Origin of the sequence: Rhizobium sp. RM (genome assembly GCF_013390595.1) — a bacterium.
Taxonomy (GTDB): Bacteria; Pseudomonadota; Alphaproteobacteria; order Rhizobiales; family Rhizobiaceae; genus Agrobacterium.
Map to the genome: position 1 here is coordinate 54942 of NZ_JACAWV010000012.1, position 15035 is coordinate 69976.

A 15035-nucleotide genomic window follows, 5' to 3' on the forward strand; every position below is an offset into this window, starting at 1 on the left:
CTTCAGGACAATTTAAAACAGCAAGTTTCTATATAACTTTATGCTATTGTGGCGCGACGCCCTTTTGTAAAGCTGCACCCTGCGACCTCGCAGATTGCAACACAGCGACCTGGTGCCAACGGTCAGGGCCAGTAGATGCGCATGGGGTTATCGACCAACAGTTTTTGTTGGAGAGTTACCGTTGGCGCGATGTGCGGGATGAAGTCAACGAGATGGCCGTCATCCGGCATGTGCGATGTCATATTGGGGTGTGGCCAGTCCGTTCCCCACAAAACGCGATCGGGAAATTGCTCCACGAGCATACGCGCGAAAGGTACGACATCTTCATAGGCAGGACCGCCGATCTTCGACAGACGCTCGGGGCAAGTGACCTTGCTGATGATGTTTTCGTGTTCCGTCATTAGACGGACGAAACGGCCGAATTCCGGGCCGCTTGCAGGCTGCGTCACATCTGGACGACCCATGTGATCGACCACGACGGTCGTCGGCAGCGACGTGAAGAAATCCCAACGCTCCTCGAGATCCGTCGCTTCAAAATAGATGACGACGTGCCAGCCGAGCGGCGCAATACGGTCAATGATGGCGTGATAGTAGGCGTCCGGCTTCGGGTCGACCAGGCGTCGCACAAAGTTGAAACGTACTCCGCGCACGCCGGCTTCGTGCAACTCAGAAAGTTCGTCGGCCGATACCGTGTCGCGAACCGTTGCCACACCACGGGCCTTGTCATTTGAGGCGCGCAATGCGTCTACCAGCGCCCGGTTGTCGGCGCCGTGGCAGGTGGCCTGAACGATGACATTGCGTTCGAAACCGAGATAGTCGCGAAGAGCGAATAGCTTGTCCTTGCCGGCGTCGCACGGGGTGTATTTGCGCTCAGGTGCGAAAGGAAATTCATCGCCTGGTCCAAACACATGGCAATGGGCATCGACCGCCCCGGCTGGAGGGCGGTAGCTTGGCTTGCTCGGTTCGGGGGCAAAGCACAGCCACTTCGGATCCATCTGAAACTTCGGCATCACAGCCCCCTCGACTTGAGCTGCGCGTCGAGCCGTGGATAGACCCGACGGGCGTTTAACTCGAAGACTTTCCGCTTGTCGGCGTCGGAAATTTGCAGTGCGTCGACATAACGCTTGGTGTCATCGAAATAGTGTCCGGTTTGCGGATCGATCCCGCGCACGGCACCTACCATTTCCGAACCGAACAGGATGTTGTCGATATCGATCACTTCGAACAGAAGATCGATTCCCGGCTGGTGATAGACGCAGGTATCGAAAAACACGTTCTTCATCACATGCTGGTCAAGCGGCGGGCGCTTGAGCATATCCGCCAGCCCGCGGTAACGTCCCCAGTGATACGGAACAGCGCCACCACCGTGAGGGATGATGAAGCGCAAATCCGGAAAGTCTTTGAACAGGTCACCTTCAAGAAACTGCATGAACGCTATCGTGTCGGCAGCGATGTAATAAGCACCGGTCGCGTGCATGGAACAATTGCAGCTACCCGACACATGGATCATTGCCGGCACGTCAAGTTCGACCATTTTTTCAAAAAACGGGTACCAGGCGCGGTCGGTCAGGGGTGGGGCGCTGAATTGCCCACCTGACGGATCCGGATTGAGGTTGCAGCCGACGAATCCGAGTTCGGAAACGCAGCGCTCCAGTTCCTCAATCGAGGTCTCTATCGAGATACCTGGCGTTTGCGGCAGCTGGCAAACGCCGGCAAATGTTTCGGGATAAAGGTCTACGACCCGCTTGATCAGATCGTTGGAACGCCGTGCCCAGACCTGGGCAGCCGACTGGTCACCGATATGCGGGGCCATCGCCGAGGCACGGGGAGAAAAAATCGTCATATCGGCGCCGCGTTCGCGCAGCAACCGCAACTGGTTGGCCTCGATCGTCTCGCGGATCTCATCGTCCGATATGTCGGGGTAGGCAGGGTCGATGTCGCCGCCACTCTTGATGGCGTCTTCCTGCTGCGCGCGCCATTTCGTGTGGGCGGAAGGCGCGGTCGTATAATGGCCGTGGCAATCGATGATCATGACGTTGAAATACCTCCTGCACGTGCGAACGGTCGGCATAAGCAGAGCGCGTCGCAGATTTCAAAATGAACGTGGAAGGCGGGTCGCGCTGTCATGCCTGGCGAGCGGCTCTCCTCCCAACTCGTGGGCAAAGTGTATCGAAGAGATTTGTATCAGGCATATCGAAACGGCTTCTTCTCCATTAGTTTTTCTGAAGTCCATTCTTCACATGTAGTCTTGAATTCGGTGATGAACGCCGTCTGCAGCTGCGTGGGGCGCCAGTCGCTACGGGTGGTCAGGCCAATCTTGCGCTTTGAGGTGAAGCTGCCGCCGACTTCGACGAGGAGGCCGGCACGGCGTTCGAAGACGAACTGATCACGCGACATCAAGGTCAGCCAATCATCGTTCAGCATGAGACCGCGACCGATCGTTACGGAATTGCTTTCGATATGAACAGGAGGAGGCTCTAGCCCGTTTTCGCCAAAGATGGCTTCCCAGCGCGTCCGCATCGGCGCACCGCCCGTCGCAATCACCCACGGGAAGCTTCGCAAACTTGATAATGTCGGAGGTGAACCTCCAGCCAGGGGATGGCCGGCGCGAGCGACGATGACGAGGTCGTCGTCGAAGACGGCTTCCTGAACCACATCTCCCACGGGTACTGGCTCGCGAAGAGCGCCGATAAGTACGTCCAACTGCCCATTACGCAGGCCGGCAAGCAAATCGGTATAAGGACCTTCAATGACGTCGATCCTTGCGGCCGGATTAATGTGATAAAAGCGCGATAACGCCCGGGGAAGCAAGATCGCCTGTGCCATCGGCAATGTGCCGATAGCAATGCGTCCCGCCCCCTCAAGCCGCAGTGCCGCTAGTTCGTCATATCCGGCTTCAATTTCCGAGAAGGCCAGCCGTGCGAACCGAAGGAGACTTGTCGCAGCGGGGGTGGGTTGGACCGTCTTGCCATGTCGCGCCAGTAGCAAAATGCCTAGCAATTGCTCCAGCTCGCGCGCGGATCTGTGTAGAGCCGGCTCGGATAGCCCGGTCAGTTTCGAAGCGAGTGCAAAGCTTCCGGTCTGATCGACAGTCAGTAGGGACCGAAGCTGGCCGAAGGTGATGCGTCGCTCGATATTGGGTAAAGCCGGCAATCGTGCTGATCTGCGCACATTCTGTCCGCCGCGTACGATGTAAGCGAGCGCACGCTCTATGCGTATGCGCATCAACTCTCCTGCGCGCGTCGAGGTGACGCCTCCGGGCTGGCGCTCAAATAGGGCATGTCCCAGTTGCGCTTCGACTTTTGCCACCGCCTGCGTGATCGCCGGCTGCGACAGGTTAAGGGCTTGGGCGGCGGCGCTTATGCTGCCTAGCCGGGCGGCGGCGGCAACGGCTTCGAAATGCCGCAGATTGATGTCACGGGTCATATCCATGGCGATACTTAACCAGAGCTTATGGCTTGCGCGCAAATCTATTTTGCCTTTTTCACCAGTCCATTCCTTAATTCACCGAAGAGGGGAGGAAGAGGAGGTCTTCCGAGAACTCGGTCTCTGACATTTTTTGATGTCGGTTAGCCCCATGTGGCAGAACCGGGTGGGAGCAATTTTCTCCATCTCATGACGTTCGGATCAGCCAGCGCGATGGTTGTTGGTGGCGATCCGGAAAGTGACATTGCGCCGTCAGGCGCCGGGCGTTCCGCGCGACTTGTATTTGATGAGAGCTGGAATGCCCAAGGAGGAATAGACATTTGACGTATTCATCAGTCAGCAATCCGTCCCCGTCGAGCTCGGCGCTAAAGACCGGCGGCGGTAGGTTCGGGATCCTTGCCCAGCTCTGGTTCCAGGTTCTTGCTGGAACCGTTATCGGCATCCTGCTGGGACATTTTGCGCCGGACATCGCCGTGGCGATGAAGCCGTTCGGCGATGCGTTCATCAAAATGATCCGCATGATGATCGGGCCGATCATCTTCGTGACGGTCGTTCACGGCATTGCCGGTATGAATGATATGAAGAGCGTTGGCCGCGTCGCCCTGAAATCAATTCTTTATTTCGAAGCGATTACCACGATTGCCCTGATTTTCGGCCTCGTCGCAGTCAATCTATGGAAGCCAGGCGCTGGCATGAACATTGATCCGACAACGCTCAATGCCGACTCGATCAAGTCCTATGTCGCCACCGCCCATGACCAGTCCCTGACGGACTATTTCATGGGCATCATTCCCGACAGTTTCGTCAGCGCTTTCACCGAAGGGCATGTGCTCCAGGTTCTGTTCATCTCGGTTCTGTTCGGCATTGCCCTTGCAGCGATCGGTGAAAAGGGACGTCCGGTCTACACCGTGATCGAAAGCGCCTCGCAGGGTCTTTTCAAGATCATCGGCTACATCATGTACTTCGCACCGCTGGGAGCGTTTGGCGCAATTGCTTTCACCATTGGGCAGTTCGGTACGTCCTCGCTGTGGTCTCTCGGTTCGCTGATCATTGAGTTTTTCGTGGTTTGCACGCTGTTCACGGCAATCGTGTTCGGTGGCATCGCCTATTGGTGCGGTGTCAGCCTGTGGCGCCTGTTCAGCTACCTCTGGGACGAAATCATCATCGTGGCAGCCACGACTTCGACTGAGACCGTGCTGCCGAGGCTAATCCAGAAAATGGGCAAGGCGGGTTGCGAGGAGTCTGTCGTCGGGTTCGTCGTTCCGGCAGGTTACTCCTTCAACCTCGACGGGACATGTCTTTACCTCACCACCGTCGCGGTGTTCCTGGCGCAGGCTACCAACACGCCGCTGACAATCTGGCACGAACTAACGCTGATCGGCGTGCTGCTCCTGACCTCCAAAGGTGCCGCGGGCGTGGCGGGAGCCGCGTTCGTAGTCCTGGCGGCAACTTTGAACACAACGGGCGCTATTCCCGTCGCCAGCATTGCGCTCATCCTCGGCATTCACCGCATCCTGGCCGAGGGACTAACCTTCGTGAACCTGATCGGCAATGCGCTAGCCTCTGTCGTAATCGCGAAATGGGAAGGCAAGCTCGACGAGAAGTTGCTGGCTGAAACCATCGGTACACGTCGCCTACAGCGCATCCACGGCGTGAGCGCAGCCTAAGCTCCGCCGCGAAAAGTGTTTATCTGAAAGGAAATTTAAAAATGGGTATCGTCGTACAGAATATCGAACGTGCAAGTGCCGACACCATTGCGAAACTCGGTGCTGCCGGCGTGGCGACCGTTCACGAAGCGCAAGGGCGCAAGGGTATGCTGGCAAGCTATATGCGGCCGATCTACGCCGGCGCCCAAGTTGCCGGATCGGCGGTGACGATCTCATCGCCCCCCGGTGACAACTGGATGCTGCACGTGGCGATCGAGCAGCTGAAAGAAGGCGACACTCTCGTCCTCGCGCCGACCTCGCCCTGCGATAACGGCTATTTCGGCGACCTGCTTGCGACATCGGCAATGGCGCGAGGCTGCAAGGGGCTGGTGATCGATGCCGGTGTCCGCGATATCCGCGACCTGACCGCCATGGGGTTTCCGGTGTGGTCGAAGGCGGTATCGGCGCAGGGTACGGTGAAGGAGACGCTCGGTTCGGTAAACGTGCCCATCGTCTGCGCCGGAGCGCATATCGAGGCGGGAGACATCATTGTCGCCGATGACGATGGCGTCTGCGTGGTCCGACGCAGCGAGGCCGACCAAGTTCTAGCAGCTGCTGAAAAGCGCCTCGCTAATGAGGAAGCCAAGCGGACCCGCCTGGCCGCGGGAGAGCTAGGGCTTGACATCTACAGCATGCGTCCGACGCTCGAGCAGAAGGGCCTGAAATATGTATGAATATGGCATTCCCTGCCTCTGGATGCGCGGCGGGACCTCCAAGGGCGCATACTTTATGGCGGAGCATATGCCGGCCGATCCGGTCATTCGCGATGGCCTTCTGCTAAGGATTATGGGCTCGCCTGATACGCGCCAGATCGACGGCATCGGTGGTGCCGACCCGCTGACGTCAAAGGTTGCCATTCTCTCTCCCTCGAGCCGTGACGATGCCGATGTCGATTATCTGTTCCTGCAGGTCTTTGTTGATCAGGCGTTGGTCAGCGACGCGCAGGGGTGCGGAAACATCCTCGCTGGTGTCGGTCCAGCGGCAATCGAGCGCGGACTGGTGGCGGCGAAGGGCGACCTGACCGAGGTCAGGATCCATATGTTGAATACGGGAGAGGTGGCGGTGGCCAAGATCTCCACACCGGGCGGTCGCGTATCTTATGTCGGCGATACGGAAATTGCCGGCGTACCGGGACGTCACGCGGCCGTGCCGCTGCTATTCGAAAACACGGCCGGCGCAATGTGTGGCGCGCTTCTCCCGACCGGCAACAACGTAGATGTCATTGACGGTGTCGAGACAACACTGATCGACAACGGAATGCCGTGCGTCATCATGCGCGCAACGGATTTTGGCCTGAGCGGCAACGAGACGCGCGAGGAAATAGAAGCCAATGATGCTTTAAAAAAGCGTATCGAGTCCATCCGTCTGCAGGCCGGGCCGATGATGAACCTCGGCGATGTCACCAAGGCATCCGTGCCAAAAATGACCTTGGTCTCTGCCGCCACGGATGGCGGCGCTATTTCGACGCGTAGCTTCATCCCGCATCGGGTGCATGCCTCCGTCGGTGTACTTGCTGCAGTGACCGTGGCGACCGTTACCCGCCTTGAGGGCAGTCCGGCAGCGGCCCTCGTTAATGCGCCCTCTGACGGCCGGTACCTGATTGAGCATCCGACCGGCGCGATGGAAGTATTCCTGGAAATCGATGCCGAAGGACAGGTCAAGGCGGCCGGTACTGTGCGCACGGCACGGAAGTTGTTTGACGGTCGGGTGTTTCCTGTAGCGGCCAAATGAAGAGGTATGGGGCTGGAGGCCTGCCTGGTGTGAGGAGACCGGGAAAGTGTCAGCCCCATGGACAAACAAGGATAAAAACGCCGCGCTATGCGGTCAAACGGGAGGAGCAGACATGAACCAACTATCCGGAATGATATCGCGTTACCTTCGCGTGTGTAGGCTTGGTGCCGTGGCGCTGGCTTTGTCGCTATCGGCAAGTGCCGCAACGGCACAGTCCTATCCTTCTCGTGACATCACACTGGTACTTCCGTTTGGTCCGGGCGGCATCGCAGATATTACCGCCCGTATCGTCGCAGATGCCTTGGGCAAAGAGCTCGGGCAGCAGATCATCATCATGAACCAGCCGGGCGCTGGCGGCGCAACAGCAGCTCAAGCCGTGCTCAACGCAGAGCCGGACGGTTATACGCTCGCTTTGTTTTCGAATGGTACGGCGATCAGCGTTCCCCTGTTCAAAAAGTTACCGTTCGATCCCGTCTCCGAGTTTGTGCCGGTATCGAGCCTGGCCTATTTCGATTTCGTCTTCGTCACCAAGGCGGATGGTAAGTTCAAAACGCTTAAGGACGTCCTCGATGCGGCCAAGGCCGAGCCCGGTGCGCTGAATGTCGGAACTATCAATACGGGCAGCACTCAAAATCTTGCCGCCGAGTTATTTAAATCTGCTGCCGGAATTGATTTCACCATCGTGCCGTACAAGGCAACTCCAGACTTGCAGGTTGCTTTGCTTGGTGGAGAAATCGATATGATTATCGACAGCCAAACCGCGCTTCAGGCAGCCTTACAGAAAAACCAGGCGATCGCGATCGCGTCCTCCGGCCCGAGAAGGTCTAGCCTGACGAGCGATGTACCTACGGTGACGGAAGCAGGAATTTCGGGATATGATGTAACGTCTTGGAATGCCATTTTTGCGCCAAAGGGTACGCCGGATGAAGCTCGTACCGCGCTGTACAGGGCATTAACGTCCGTGCTGGCGGATGAAGCTATCAAGAAGCGTTTTGCCGAACTTGGGGTCGAGGCTCGGTCGAGCAAGCCAGAGGAAATTGGAAATCGTCTCAACGAAGACATTGAAAAATGGAGTGCGGTAATCGAGAAGGCCGGTATTCCAAAACAGTGACGTGACAGATGTAAGTGGACCGCCGTGCAACGCGCTAGGTTTGTCTTGGCGCGAGCGAATTGTCGGAATTCGCTCGTTTATTGTGAACGAACACAATTAGGGCAGTGGCAGTCAAGAGACAGCATGCGTGATGGAACGGGCGACCGCAGGAGCGGCCGCCCTCGTAGATTAAAGCCCCTCGCAACCCAACTTGCTGAGGGTTGCATCTACCCAGGTCCGATCGTTGGCACCGGCCTTGATGTTTGCCATCTGCTTGGTCTCTGCCTCATGCTTCTTCGTCGCAGCCGCATATACCGCTTCGACGTCGTTTATTCCGACACTCAGTAGACCGTCAGCATCTCCGCAGACGAGGTCCCCAGGATTGATGACCATTCCGGCGATGGAAATGGGAACGTTCACCTCGCCTGGACCGTCTTTGTAGGGACCACGATGGGTAACACCGGCGGCGAATACCGGAAAGCTGCCGGCCAAAAGTTCGGCGCTATCTCGGATCGCGCCATAAATGACAATACCGCCCAAGCCGCGCTGTTCCGCATGGGCCACCATCAGCTCGCCGATGATTGCATTGGAAAGATCTCCGCCGGCATCGACGACTACGATGTCGCCAGGCTCTGCAATATCAAGGGCTTTATGGACCATCAAATTATCGCCAGGGCGAGCCTTAACTGTCACAGCCGGTCCAACCATGGTGCCACCTGTGTAGTAGGGGCGCAGCGCAGCGCCTCCTGCAGTCATACGGCTCATTACGTCGCTGACATTGGCAACGGGAAGTGCTCTAAACGCATCTACCCATTTTGTCGCAACCTTACGCTCGCGCTTACAAATGCGAAAACCAATCATTCTATTCCTCCTATCGAATATTGCCCCGCTCATGCGGCGGCGATGAGATCCCGATTGGCGAGAGCCCGATCGTCGAAGCTGCGCCCTTCCAGAACGTCGATGATGTGCTGGGCGCTTTGTACTGCCATGTTGCGCAGCGCCGAGCGGCTGGCGCCGCCGACATGGGGTGTGGCGATCACATTGGGCAGCGACCAGAGTGGATTGTCTGCCGCAGGAGGCTCGATCTCGAAACTGTCCAAGGCCGCGCCGGCGATCGTTTCTGATCGCAATGCCTGAATAAGAGCCGCCTCATCGACCACCGCGCCACGTGCCGTGTTGACAAGAAACGCTGTCGGTTTCATCAGAGCCAGCTTTTCAGCGTTGATCAGGTGATGCGTCTGAGGCATCAGCGGGCAATGAAGGCTGACGACATCCGCCACTTTCAATACGGCATCAAGGTCGCGGCTGACTGCTACATCGCCGGTGGCGCTTGCGAAGGGATCGTATGCCGCAATCTGCATGCCAAGGCCTCGCGCCAGAGATGCGGCCCGCTGACCTATCTCACCGTAACCGATGACACCGAAGACAGCGCCGGCAAGGTCGCGACCTACATACTTTGTCTTTGGCCAGCTGCCGCCCTTCACGGCGGCGTTCAGGGGAACGACATCCTTCATCAGGCTGACCGTCAGGCTGACTGCCAGTTCCGCCACCGACTGGGCGTTCGCTGCCAGCGCACGCAGAACCGGAACACCGCGGTCCGAGGCCGCTGAAAGATCGATGTTGTCGACGCCGCTTCCGTGCTTTGCGATCACCTTCAATCGAGGTGACGATAAGATTACGGATCGGTCAATCTGACCTTGCCGTACAAGGATGGCGTCGACCTCGTTATCGCTGGCGATCGCAGCTAGATCCTCCGAAGTGGAGTAAGCCGGTGCATAGATCGCTTGCACTTGATGTGATGTGAGTAGCTGCCTGGCTTCCTCAACAAGTTCCGCGCCGGTGATCATCACTCGAAGAGACCGGCCGCCTCCATTCTCTGTTGCCGCGCTCATATGCTCCTCCTGCATTTTGTCGCCACTGTGCAAACAGGGGTGCCCTGTTGACGAATGTCATTTATCGCGTATTGTACTTATTGAAAAGAGGGTGTACCCAGTACAACGATTATTGGCTCCGCAATCTTTTTGGGAGGAATTCATGCCGGGTAATTTGGCTGGCGTCGCTGCTGTAGAGCGCGCCGCATCATTGTTGGAAGCGTTCACCGACCGTGATTTCACGCTGACGTTGGCTGAGCTTGCGCGTCGCGTTGAGCTCGACAAAGCGACTGTTCTGCGCATCTCCCGCTCTCTTGCCAAACACCAACTTCTCATTCGCAATGACGATGCGAGTTGGCGTCTGGGTCCGAAGCTGATGAAGTTGGGGAATATCTACCAGTCGACATTCCGGGCCTCAGACATCGTCGAGCCTTTGCTGGCCTCTCTCGTTGCAGAAACGGGTGAAAGCGCGGCTGTATATGTTCGCGAAGGTGATGAGCGGCTTTGCCTTTTTCGCCACGACTCCCACCAATCCATTCGTCACTCCGCACGGGTCGGCAGCACGTATCCCTTGGATCGAGGAGCGCCGGGTCGCGTGATCCTGGCGTTCTCCGGGCAATCGGGAGAAATCTACCAACAAATTCGCGAGGCAGGATACTTCGCAACTCAGGGCGAGCGCGATCCCCAGGTCGCGAGCCTGGCCGTGCCTGTGTTCCGTGATGGGTCTGCATTGTTTGGCTCACTCGCCTTGACCGGTCCGCCGGCGCGCTTCTCGGAAGACGCAATCAAGAAAAATCTCGAAATTCTCCAGGTGGCTGCACGGAAACTTTCCGTCGCCATGGGGGGAGAACTCGGCACAACATAACGCGGGAGCCGGGCCCGCCGCTATCCAATGGAGGATTGGACATGAAGCATTGCAAGATAAAATTCGCATTCGCTGCCGCGGTATTTGCCGCGTCGGCCTCTTATGCTCACGCCGAATGGCCGAATGACCGCCCGATCCAGATGATTGTGGCCTTTGCTCCGGGCGGCAGCACGGACGTCATGGCGCGCGCCATCGAACCGTTCCTGGAAAAAGAACTCGGCGCCGACATCGTCATCGAAAACCGGCCCGGCGCATCTGGCGAAATTGCCTATACGGCGCTGTCCAAGGCAAAGCCTGACGGCTACACTTTCTCCTACATCAACACACCGGGCTACCTGTCGATGCAGGTGCAGCGCAAGCTTGGTTACGATCCCAAGACGATCAAGCCGATCGTCCGCATCGTAGATGACCCGACCGCGATCGTCGTGCCGGCTGCTTCCGAGATCAAGACGCTGAAGGATTTCGTCGACGCTGCAAAGGCAAAGCCGGGCGCTGTCTCCTATGGCTCTTCCGGTGTAGGTACGGATGATCATCTGGCCATCATTCTGCTCGGCGCCGCAACCGGCACGACCTTCACCCACATTCCATTTTCCGGAGCGGGTGAAACCCGTACCGCTATTCTCGGCTCGCAGGTTTCCGGTGGTGGTCTCAACATCAGCGAGTTTGCCGGCAACGATACATCTGGACTGCGCATGATCGCCCATTTCGGCACGGATCGTTCGCCGCAATTGCCGGATGTGCCGACCGCCAAGGAACAGGGATTTGACGTCGAGATGACGTCCGAACGCGGTATCGCGGCGCCGCGCGAACTGCCGGATGAAATCACCCAGAAATTCGGCGAAGCCATGAAGAAGGTTCTCGACAATCGCGAATTCCAGAAACAGGCCAACCAGCTTGCGCTTCCATTGGCTTATCTGTCCGGGCCGGACTGGGAAAAGCAGATGCCGGATCGCTTGGCTCGGTTCCAGAAGATCTGGAACGAAACTCCTTGGGTGAAGTGATGAGCGGCTCCTCCACAGTAAAGCGGGACTATCCCGATATCTTGGCGGGGGGCGTGATGATCGGGTTGGGAGCGCTTGGCCTTTGGGCCGGGCGTGACCTCCAGTTCGGCTCGGCTGCAATGATGGGTGCAGGGTTTCTCCCGGACGTGATCTGCGGAATGCTGATCGCAATCGGTGGTTATGTCCTGATCAAAGCGTTGGGCAAAGCCTACGAACCTTTCGACGAGTCCAACTTCAAGCCTCTGATCATTCTCATTGTCGCAATCGCCGGCTTCGCTTTCATGTCAGAAACGCTGGGTTTTGTCGTCTCGACGATTTGGCTTCTCGTGATCGGCAGTCTTGCTGATCAGGAGTCGCGCTGGCGCGAGATCGCGATCTCCACCGTGCTGCTGACGATCTTTGGCGCTCTCGTCTTCATCTACGGCCTCGGCGTTCAGATGCCGATCCTGCCGTTCTGATCGAGACTGAAAGGAATACCCATGGCATTTCTTGATGTCCTCATGCTGGGCTTCTCCGAAGCCTTTACCCCGACCAACCTCTTCTTCTGTTTTATAGGCGCACTGCTGGGGACGCTGATCGGCGTCCTGCCGGGGATCGGCCCGACTGCCACAGTCGCGATCCTGTTGCCAGTCACATTTTTCCTGCCGCCACTCGGCGCCCTCATCATGCTGGCGGGCATTTTTTACGGCGCGCAGTATGGTGGATCAACGACTGCAATCCTCGTAAATCTTCCAGGCGAAGCATCGGCCGTTGTCACGGCGATCGACGGATACCAGATGGCTCGAAAGGGGCGAGCGGGGGCCGCACTTGCAATTGCCGCGCTTGGGTCCTTCTTTGCCGGCACGGTAGCGACCATTGGTCTTGCGATAGCCGGCCCTACGCTTTCGTCTTTTGCACTGTCCTTTGGACCGGCCGAATATGTCTCGCTTTGTATATTTGGTCTTCTGGCGGCAACGATCCTGGCACATGGATCGGTCATCAAGGCGATCGGCATGGTATGCCTTGGTCTCGTCCTCGGCATGGTCGGCATCGATGTCAACAGCGGCTCGACGCGCCTTACCTTTGGTTCGACCGAACTCTATGACGGTATCGATTTCGTGGTTATTGCCGTCGGCTTGTTCGGTGTTGCCGAGATCGCCAGTAATCTTGAATTTAAGGAAGCGCGTGGCGTGCTGCAAAGTACGATTGGCCGTTTGTGGCCGACCAAGCAGGAATTCAAGGAAAGCTGGGGTGCGGTCCTCCGCGGAACAGGTGTCGGCACCATTCTCGGCGTACTGCCGGGCGGCGGCGCAACGCTCAGTGCATTCAGTGCCTATTCGGTCGAGAAGAAGATTTCCAGGACCCCTGAAAAATTCGGCCATGGGGCGATCGCCGGCGTGGCTGGCCCTGAGGCTGCCAACAACGCTGGTGCGCAGTCTTCTTTCATTCCGCTTCTCACCCTCGGTATCCCATCGAACTCGATCATGGCGATGATGCTCGGTGCCATGACGATCCACGGGATTACCCCCGGACCGTCGGTGATCCAGAACCAGCCGGAACTGTTCTGGGGATTGGTTGCCTCGATGTGGATCGGCAATGCGATGCTGCTGGTCATCAACCTGCCGCTGATCGGTGTGTGGGTGCGTCTGCTGAAAGTCCCCTACCGCTTACTGTATCCAGCGATCCTGCTGTTCTGCTGCATCGGCGTCTACAGCGTCAACAATCGCGGCTTCGATGTCGCACTTGTTATCCTGTTCGGGGTACTCGGCTACGTTCTGCGCAAGGCGAAATGCGAGGCGGGTCCGCTACTCCTGGGATTTGTTCTGGGCCCGCTTCTCGAAACGAACCTGAGGCGCGCTCTTCTCCTGTCGCAGGGCGATCCTCTCGTCTTTGTCGAGCGCCCGATCAGCGCCGTGCTGCTGCTGATCACGGCGGGCATGCTGCTCACGCTGATCCTTCCGGCGATCCGCAAGGGGCGCAAGGAAGCGTTCGAGGCAAGCGAAGACTGACATCATCGGACCTCAATGCGGCCGGCTTCTGTCGGCCGCAATTGCTATCTAGTATAAACCTAGAGAGGCCAACCGTGCCTGGATCAAGAAACACTGCCCGGGTACGCGGCCTGTCCGGAGTCCTTAGTCTCGACGATTTCGAAAAGAAGGCGCGCCGACATCTTCCGCGGCCACTGTTTGGTTATATTGCCGGTGCCAGCGAGACGAATTCATCGCTTCGGCAAAATTCCGAGGCTTTTGCTCGCTTTGCCTTCCGGCCGCGAGTTCTACGCAACGTCTCCAGGCGAACCATGGAGACGACGCTGTTTGGGATCAGCTACCAGGCACCCTTCGGCATCGCACCGATGGGGATCAGTGCCTTGATGGCCTATCGGGGTGATATCATTCTTGCGGAAGGTGCCGCAGAGACGGGGATTGCCGCGATTATGAGCGGATCTTCATTGATCCGGATGGAAGATGTCGCCGCCGCCGCACCGGATACTTGGTTCCAGGCCTATCTTCCGGGCGAGTCCGATCGCATTGATGCACTGGTTGACCGTGTGGCGACGGCAGGTTTCAAAACACTTGTGCTCACTGTCGATACGGCTGCGCTCGCCAATCGTGAGAACAATATCCGCGCCGGGTTTTCCACGCCGCTCCGCCCGAGCTTGCGCCTTGCGTGGGAAGGCATTTCTCACCCCCGTTGGACAATTGGAACATTCCTGAAAACGATCGTTCGTCATGGCATCCCGCATTTCGAAAACTCTTATGCGACGCGAGGCGCTCCAATTGTGGCCTCCAACGTGATGCGTGACTTCGGAAAAAAAGATCATCTCGACTGGAGCCATCTCGAGCGGATTCGCAGCCGCTGGGACGGCAATCTCGTCGTGAAGGGGATCATGCATCCAGACGACGCGGTTCAAGCAGCAGACGCCGGGGCGGACGGTATCATTCTTTCCAATCACGGCGGGCGCCAGCTCGACGGAACGGCCTCCCCACTGCGAGTGCTACCGGACATCGTAGCGAGGATCGATGGTCGAATTCCGGTTATGATAGATGGCGGCTTCCGCCGCGGCACGGACATCATGAAGGCGCTCGCTCTTGGAGCCCGCTTCGTGTTCGTCGGGCGGCCTTTCCTTTACGCAGCCGCAGTTGCCGGGCCTGATGGTGTGCGAAAGGCCACCGAAATTCTCAAATCGGAGATCAGCCGGAACATGGCTCTACTTGGGGCGACAAGTCTGGAAGATCTTTCTCGCGACCTAATTATCGATAAGCACCTTTAGTCCCATACAAGTGACTTCGGCGAAACGCTTCAACGGCAGCGTTTTCGCTCGCGCGATCAACGGGTCGTAGGTCCGGCTCTGTTCAAGAGCTTACC

14 protein-coding genes are annotated in these 15035 nt (G+C 57.8%); 9 read left to right on the forward strand and 5 right to left on the reverse strand.

The annotated features are described in order from the left end of the window. Positions 1 to 122 precede the first annotated feature (122 nt). The 3 genes from HWX89_RS13580 to HWX89_RS13590 form a co-directional block, all read right to left on the reverse strand. Positions 123 to 1010, reverse strand: coding sequence for an amidohydrolase family protein (locus HWX89_RS13580; protein WP_138794014.1), 888 nt, complete (start codon positions 1008 to 1010; stop codon positions 123 to 125). Then, positions 1010 to 2032: an amidohydrolase family protein gene (locus HWX89_RS13585; protein ID WP_138794013.1), complete on the reverse strand. Its 1023-nt coding sequence runs from the start codon at positions 2030 to 2032 to the stop codon at positions 1010 to 1012. The genes HWX89_RS13580 and HWX89_RS13585 overlap by 1 nt, the downstream gene beginning before the upstream one ends. A gap of 152 nt (positions 2033 to 2184) precedes the next feature. Continuing rightward, a complete protein-coding gene (locus tag HWX89_RS13590; RefSeq protein WP_138794012.1) occupies positions 2185 to 3432 on the reverse strand; it encodes a LysR substrate-binding domain-containing protein in 1248 nt (415 codons plus the stop codon). A 314-nt stretch (positions 3433 to 3746) separates the two neighbouring features. Between HWX89_RS13590 and dctA the strand changes: the two genes are divergently transcribed. From dctA to HWX89_RS13610, 4 genes are all read left to right on the forward strand, one after another. Next, positions 3747 to 5093: a C4-dicarboxylate transporter DctA gene (dctA, locus tag HWX89_RS13595; RefSeq protein WP_138794011.1), complete on the forward strand. Its 1347-nt coding sequence runs from the start codon at positions 3747 to 3749 to the stop codon at positions 5091 to 5093. Positions 5094 to 5134: 41 nt separating this feature from the next. Continuing rightward, positions 5135 to 5806, forward strand: coding sequence for a 4-carboxy-4-hydroxy-2-oxoadipate aldolase/oxaloacetate decarboxylase (locus HWX89_RS13600; RefSeq protein ID WP_138794010.1), 672 nt, complete (start codon positions 5135 to 5137; stop codon positions 5804 to 5806). After that, complete coding sequence (locus HWX89_RS13605; protein WP_138794009.1) at positions 5799 to 6863, forward strand: 4-oxalomesaconate tautomerase; 1065 nt, start codon at positions 5799 to 5801, stop codon at positions 6861 to 6863. Before HWX89_RS13600 ends, HWX89_RS13605 begins: the two co-directional genes overlap by 8 nt. A 112-nt stretch (positions 6864 to 6975) precedes the next feature. Next, positions 6976 to 7974 carry a Bug family tripartite tricarboxylate transporter substrate binding protein gene (locus HWX89_RS13610; RefSeq protein WP_246705163.1) on the forward strand — a complete coding sequence of 333 codons (999 nt, stop codon included), beginning with the start codon at positions 6976 to 6978 and terminating at the stop codon, positions 7972 to 7974. Positions 7975 to 8142: 168 nt separating this feature from the next. Here HWX89_RS13610 and HWX89_RS13615 read toward each other — a convergent pair whose 3' ends face one another. Next, entirely contained in the window at positions 8143 to 8814 is a 672-nt protein-coding gene (locus tag HWX89_RS13615; protein WP_138794008.1) for an RraA family protein, read from the reverse strand. Between the two features lie 29 nt (positions 8815 to 8843). Beyond that, the gene (locus tag HWX89_RS13620) at positions 8844 to 9845 is read right to left on the reverse strand and encodes a hydroxyacid dehydrogenase (protein WP_138794007.1); all 1002 of its coding nucleotides are present in this window, start codon (positions 9843 to 9845) and stop codon (positions 8844 to 8846) included. 142 nt (positions 9846 to 9987) lie between these two features. Between HWX89_RS13620 and HWX89_RS13625 the strand changes: the two genes are divergently transcribed. The 5 genes from HWX89_RS13625 (at position 9988) to HWX89_RS13645 (ending at position 14940) form a co-directional block, all read left to right on the forward strand. Further along, entirely contained in the window at positions 9988 to 10689 is a 702-nt protein-coding gene (locus HWX89_RS13625) for an IclR family transcriptional regulator (RefSeq protein WP_138794006.1), read from the forward strand. Positions 10690 to 10730: 41 nt separating this feature from the next. Further along, positions 10731 to 11690 (forward strand): tripartite tricarboxylate transporter substrate binding protein, encoded by a 960-nt coding sequence (locus HWX89_RS13630; RefSeq protein WP_138794005.1) that lies wholly within the window; start codon positions 10731 to 10733, stop codon positions 11688 to 11690. Next, positions 11690 to 12148: a tripartite tricarboxylate transporter TctB family protein gene (locus HWX89_RS13635; RefSeq protein WP_138794004.1), complete on the forward strand. Its 459-nt coding sequence runs from the start codon at positions 11690 to 11692 to the stop codon at positions 12146 to 12148. Before HWX89_RS13630 ends, HWX89_RS13635 begins: the two co-directional genes overlap by 1 nt. A gap of 21 nt (positions 12149 to 12169) precedes the next feature. After that, positions 12170 to 13678, forward strand: coding sequence for a tripartite tricarboxylate transporter permease (locus HWX89_RS13640; RefSeq protein WP_138794003.1), 1509 nt, complete (start codon positions 12170 to 12172; stop codon positions 13676 to 13678). A 74-nt stretch (positions 13679 to 13752) separates the two neighbouring features. After that, a complete protein-coding gene (locus HWX89_RS13645; protein ID WP_138794002.1) occupies positions 13753 to 14940 on the forward strand; it encodes an alpha-hydroxy acid oxidase in 1188 nt (395 codons plus the stop codon). Positions 14941 to 15035 lie beyond the last annotated feature (95 nt).

What these genes read in the sequence shown, in the direction of transcription:
- HWX89_RS13580 (WP_138794014.1), bottom strand. Translation starts at nt 1,010, where the DNA reads ATGCCGAAGTTTCAGATGGATCCGAAGTGGCTGTGCTTTGCCCCCGAA.
- HWX89_RS13585 (WP_138794013.1), bottom strand. Translation starts at nt 2,032, where the DNA reads ATGATCATCGATTGCCACGGCCATTATACGACCGCGCCTTCCGCCCAC.
- HWX89_RS13590 (WP_138794012.1), bottom strand. Translation starts at nt 3,432, where the DNA reads ATGGATATGACCCGTGACATCAATCTGCGGCATTTCGAAGCCGTTGCC.
- HWX89_RS13600 (WP_138794010.1), top strand. Translation starts at nt 5,135, where the DNA reads ATGGGTATCGTCGTACAGAATATCGAACGTGCAAGTGCCGACACCATT.
- HWX89_RS13605 (WP_138794009.1), top strand. Translation starts at nt 5,799, where the DNA reads ATGTATGAATATGGCATTCCCTGCCTCTGGATGCGCGGCGGGACCTCC.
- HWX89_RS13610 (WP_246705163.1), top strand. Translation starts at nt 6,976, where the DNA reads ATGAACCAACTATCCGGAATGATATCGCGTTACCTTCGCGTGTGTAGG.
- HWX89_RS13615 (WP_138794008.1), bottom strand. Translation starts at nt 8,814, where the DNA reads ATGATTGGTTTTCGCATTTGTAAGCGCGAGCGTAAGGTTGCGACAAAA.
- HWX89_RS13620 (WP_138794007.1), bottom strand. Translation starts at nt 9,845, where the DNA reads ATGAGCGCGGCAACAGAGAATGGAGGCGGCCGGTCTCTTCGAGTGATG.
- HWX89_RS13625 (WP_138794006.1), top strand. Translation starts at nt 9,988, where the DNA reads ATGCCGGGTAATTTGGCTGGCGTCGCTGCTGTAGAGCGCGCCGCATCA.
- HWX89_RS13630 (WP_138794005.1), top strand. Translation starts at nt 10,731, where the DNA reads ATGAAGCATTGCAAGATAAAATTCGCATTCGCTGCCGCGGTATTTGCC.
- HWX89_RS13635 (WP_138794004.1), top strand. Translation starts at nt 11,690, where the DNA reads ATGAGCGGCTCCTCCACAGTAAAGCGGGACTATCCCGATATCTTGGCG.
- HWX89_RS13640 (WP_138794003.1), top strand. Translation starts at nt 12,170, where the DNA reads ATGGCATTTCTTGATGTCCTCATGCTGGGCTTCTCCGAAGCCTTTACC.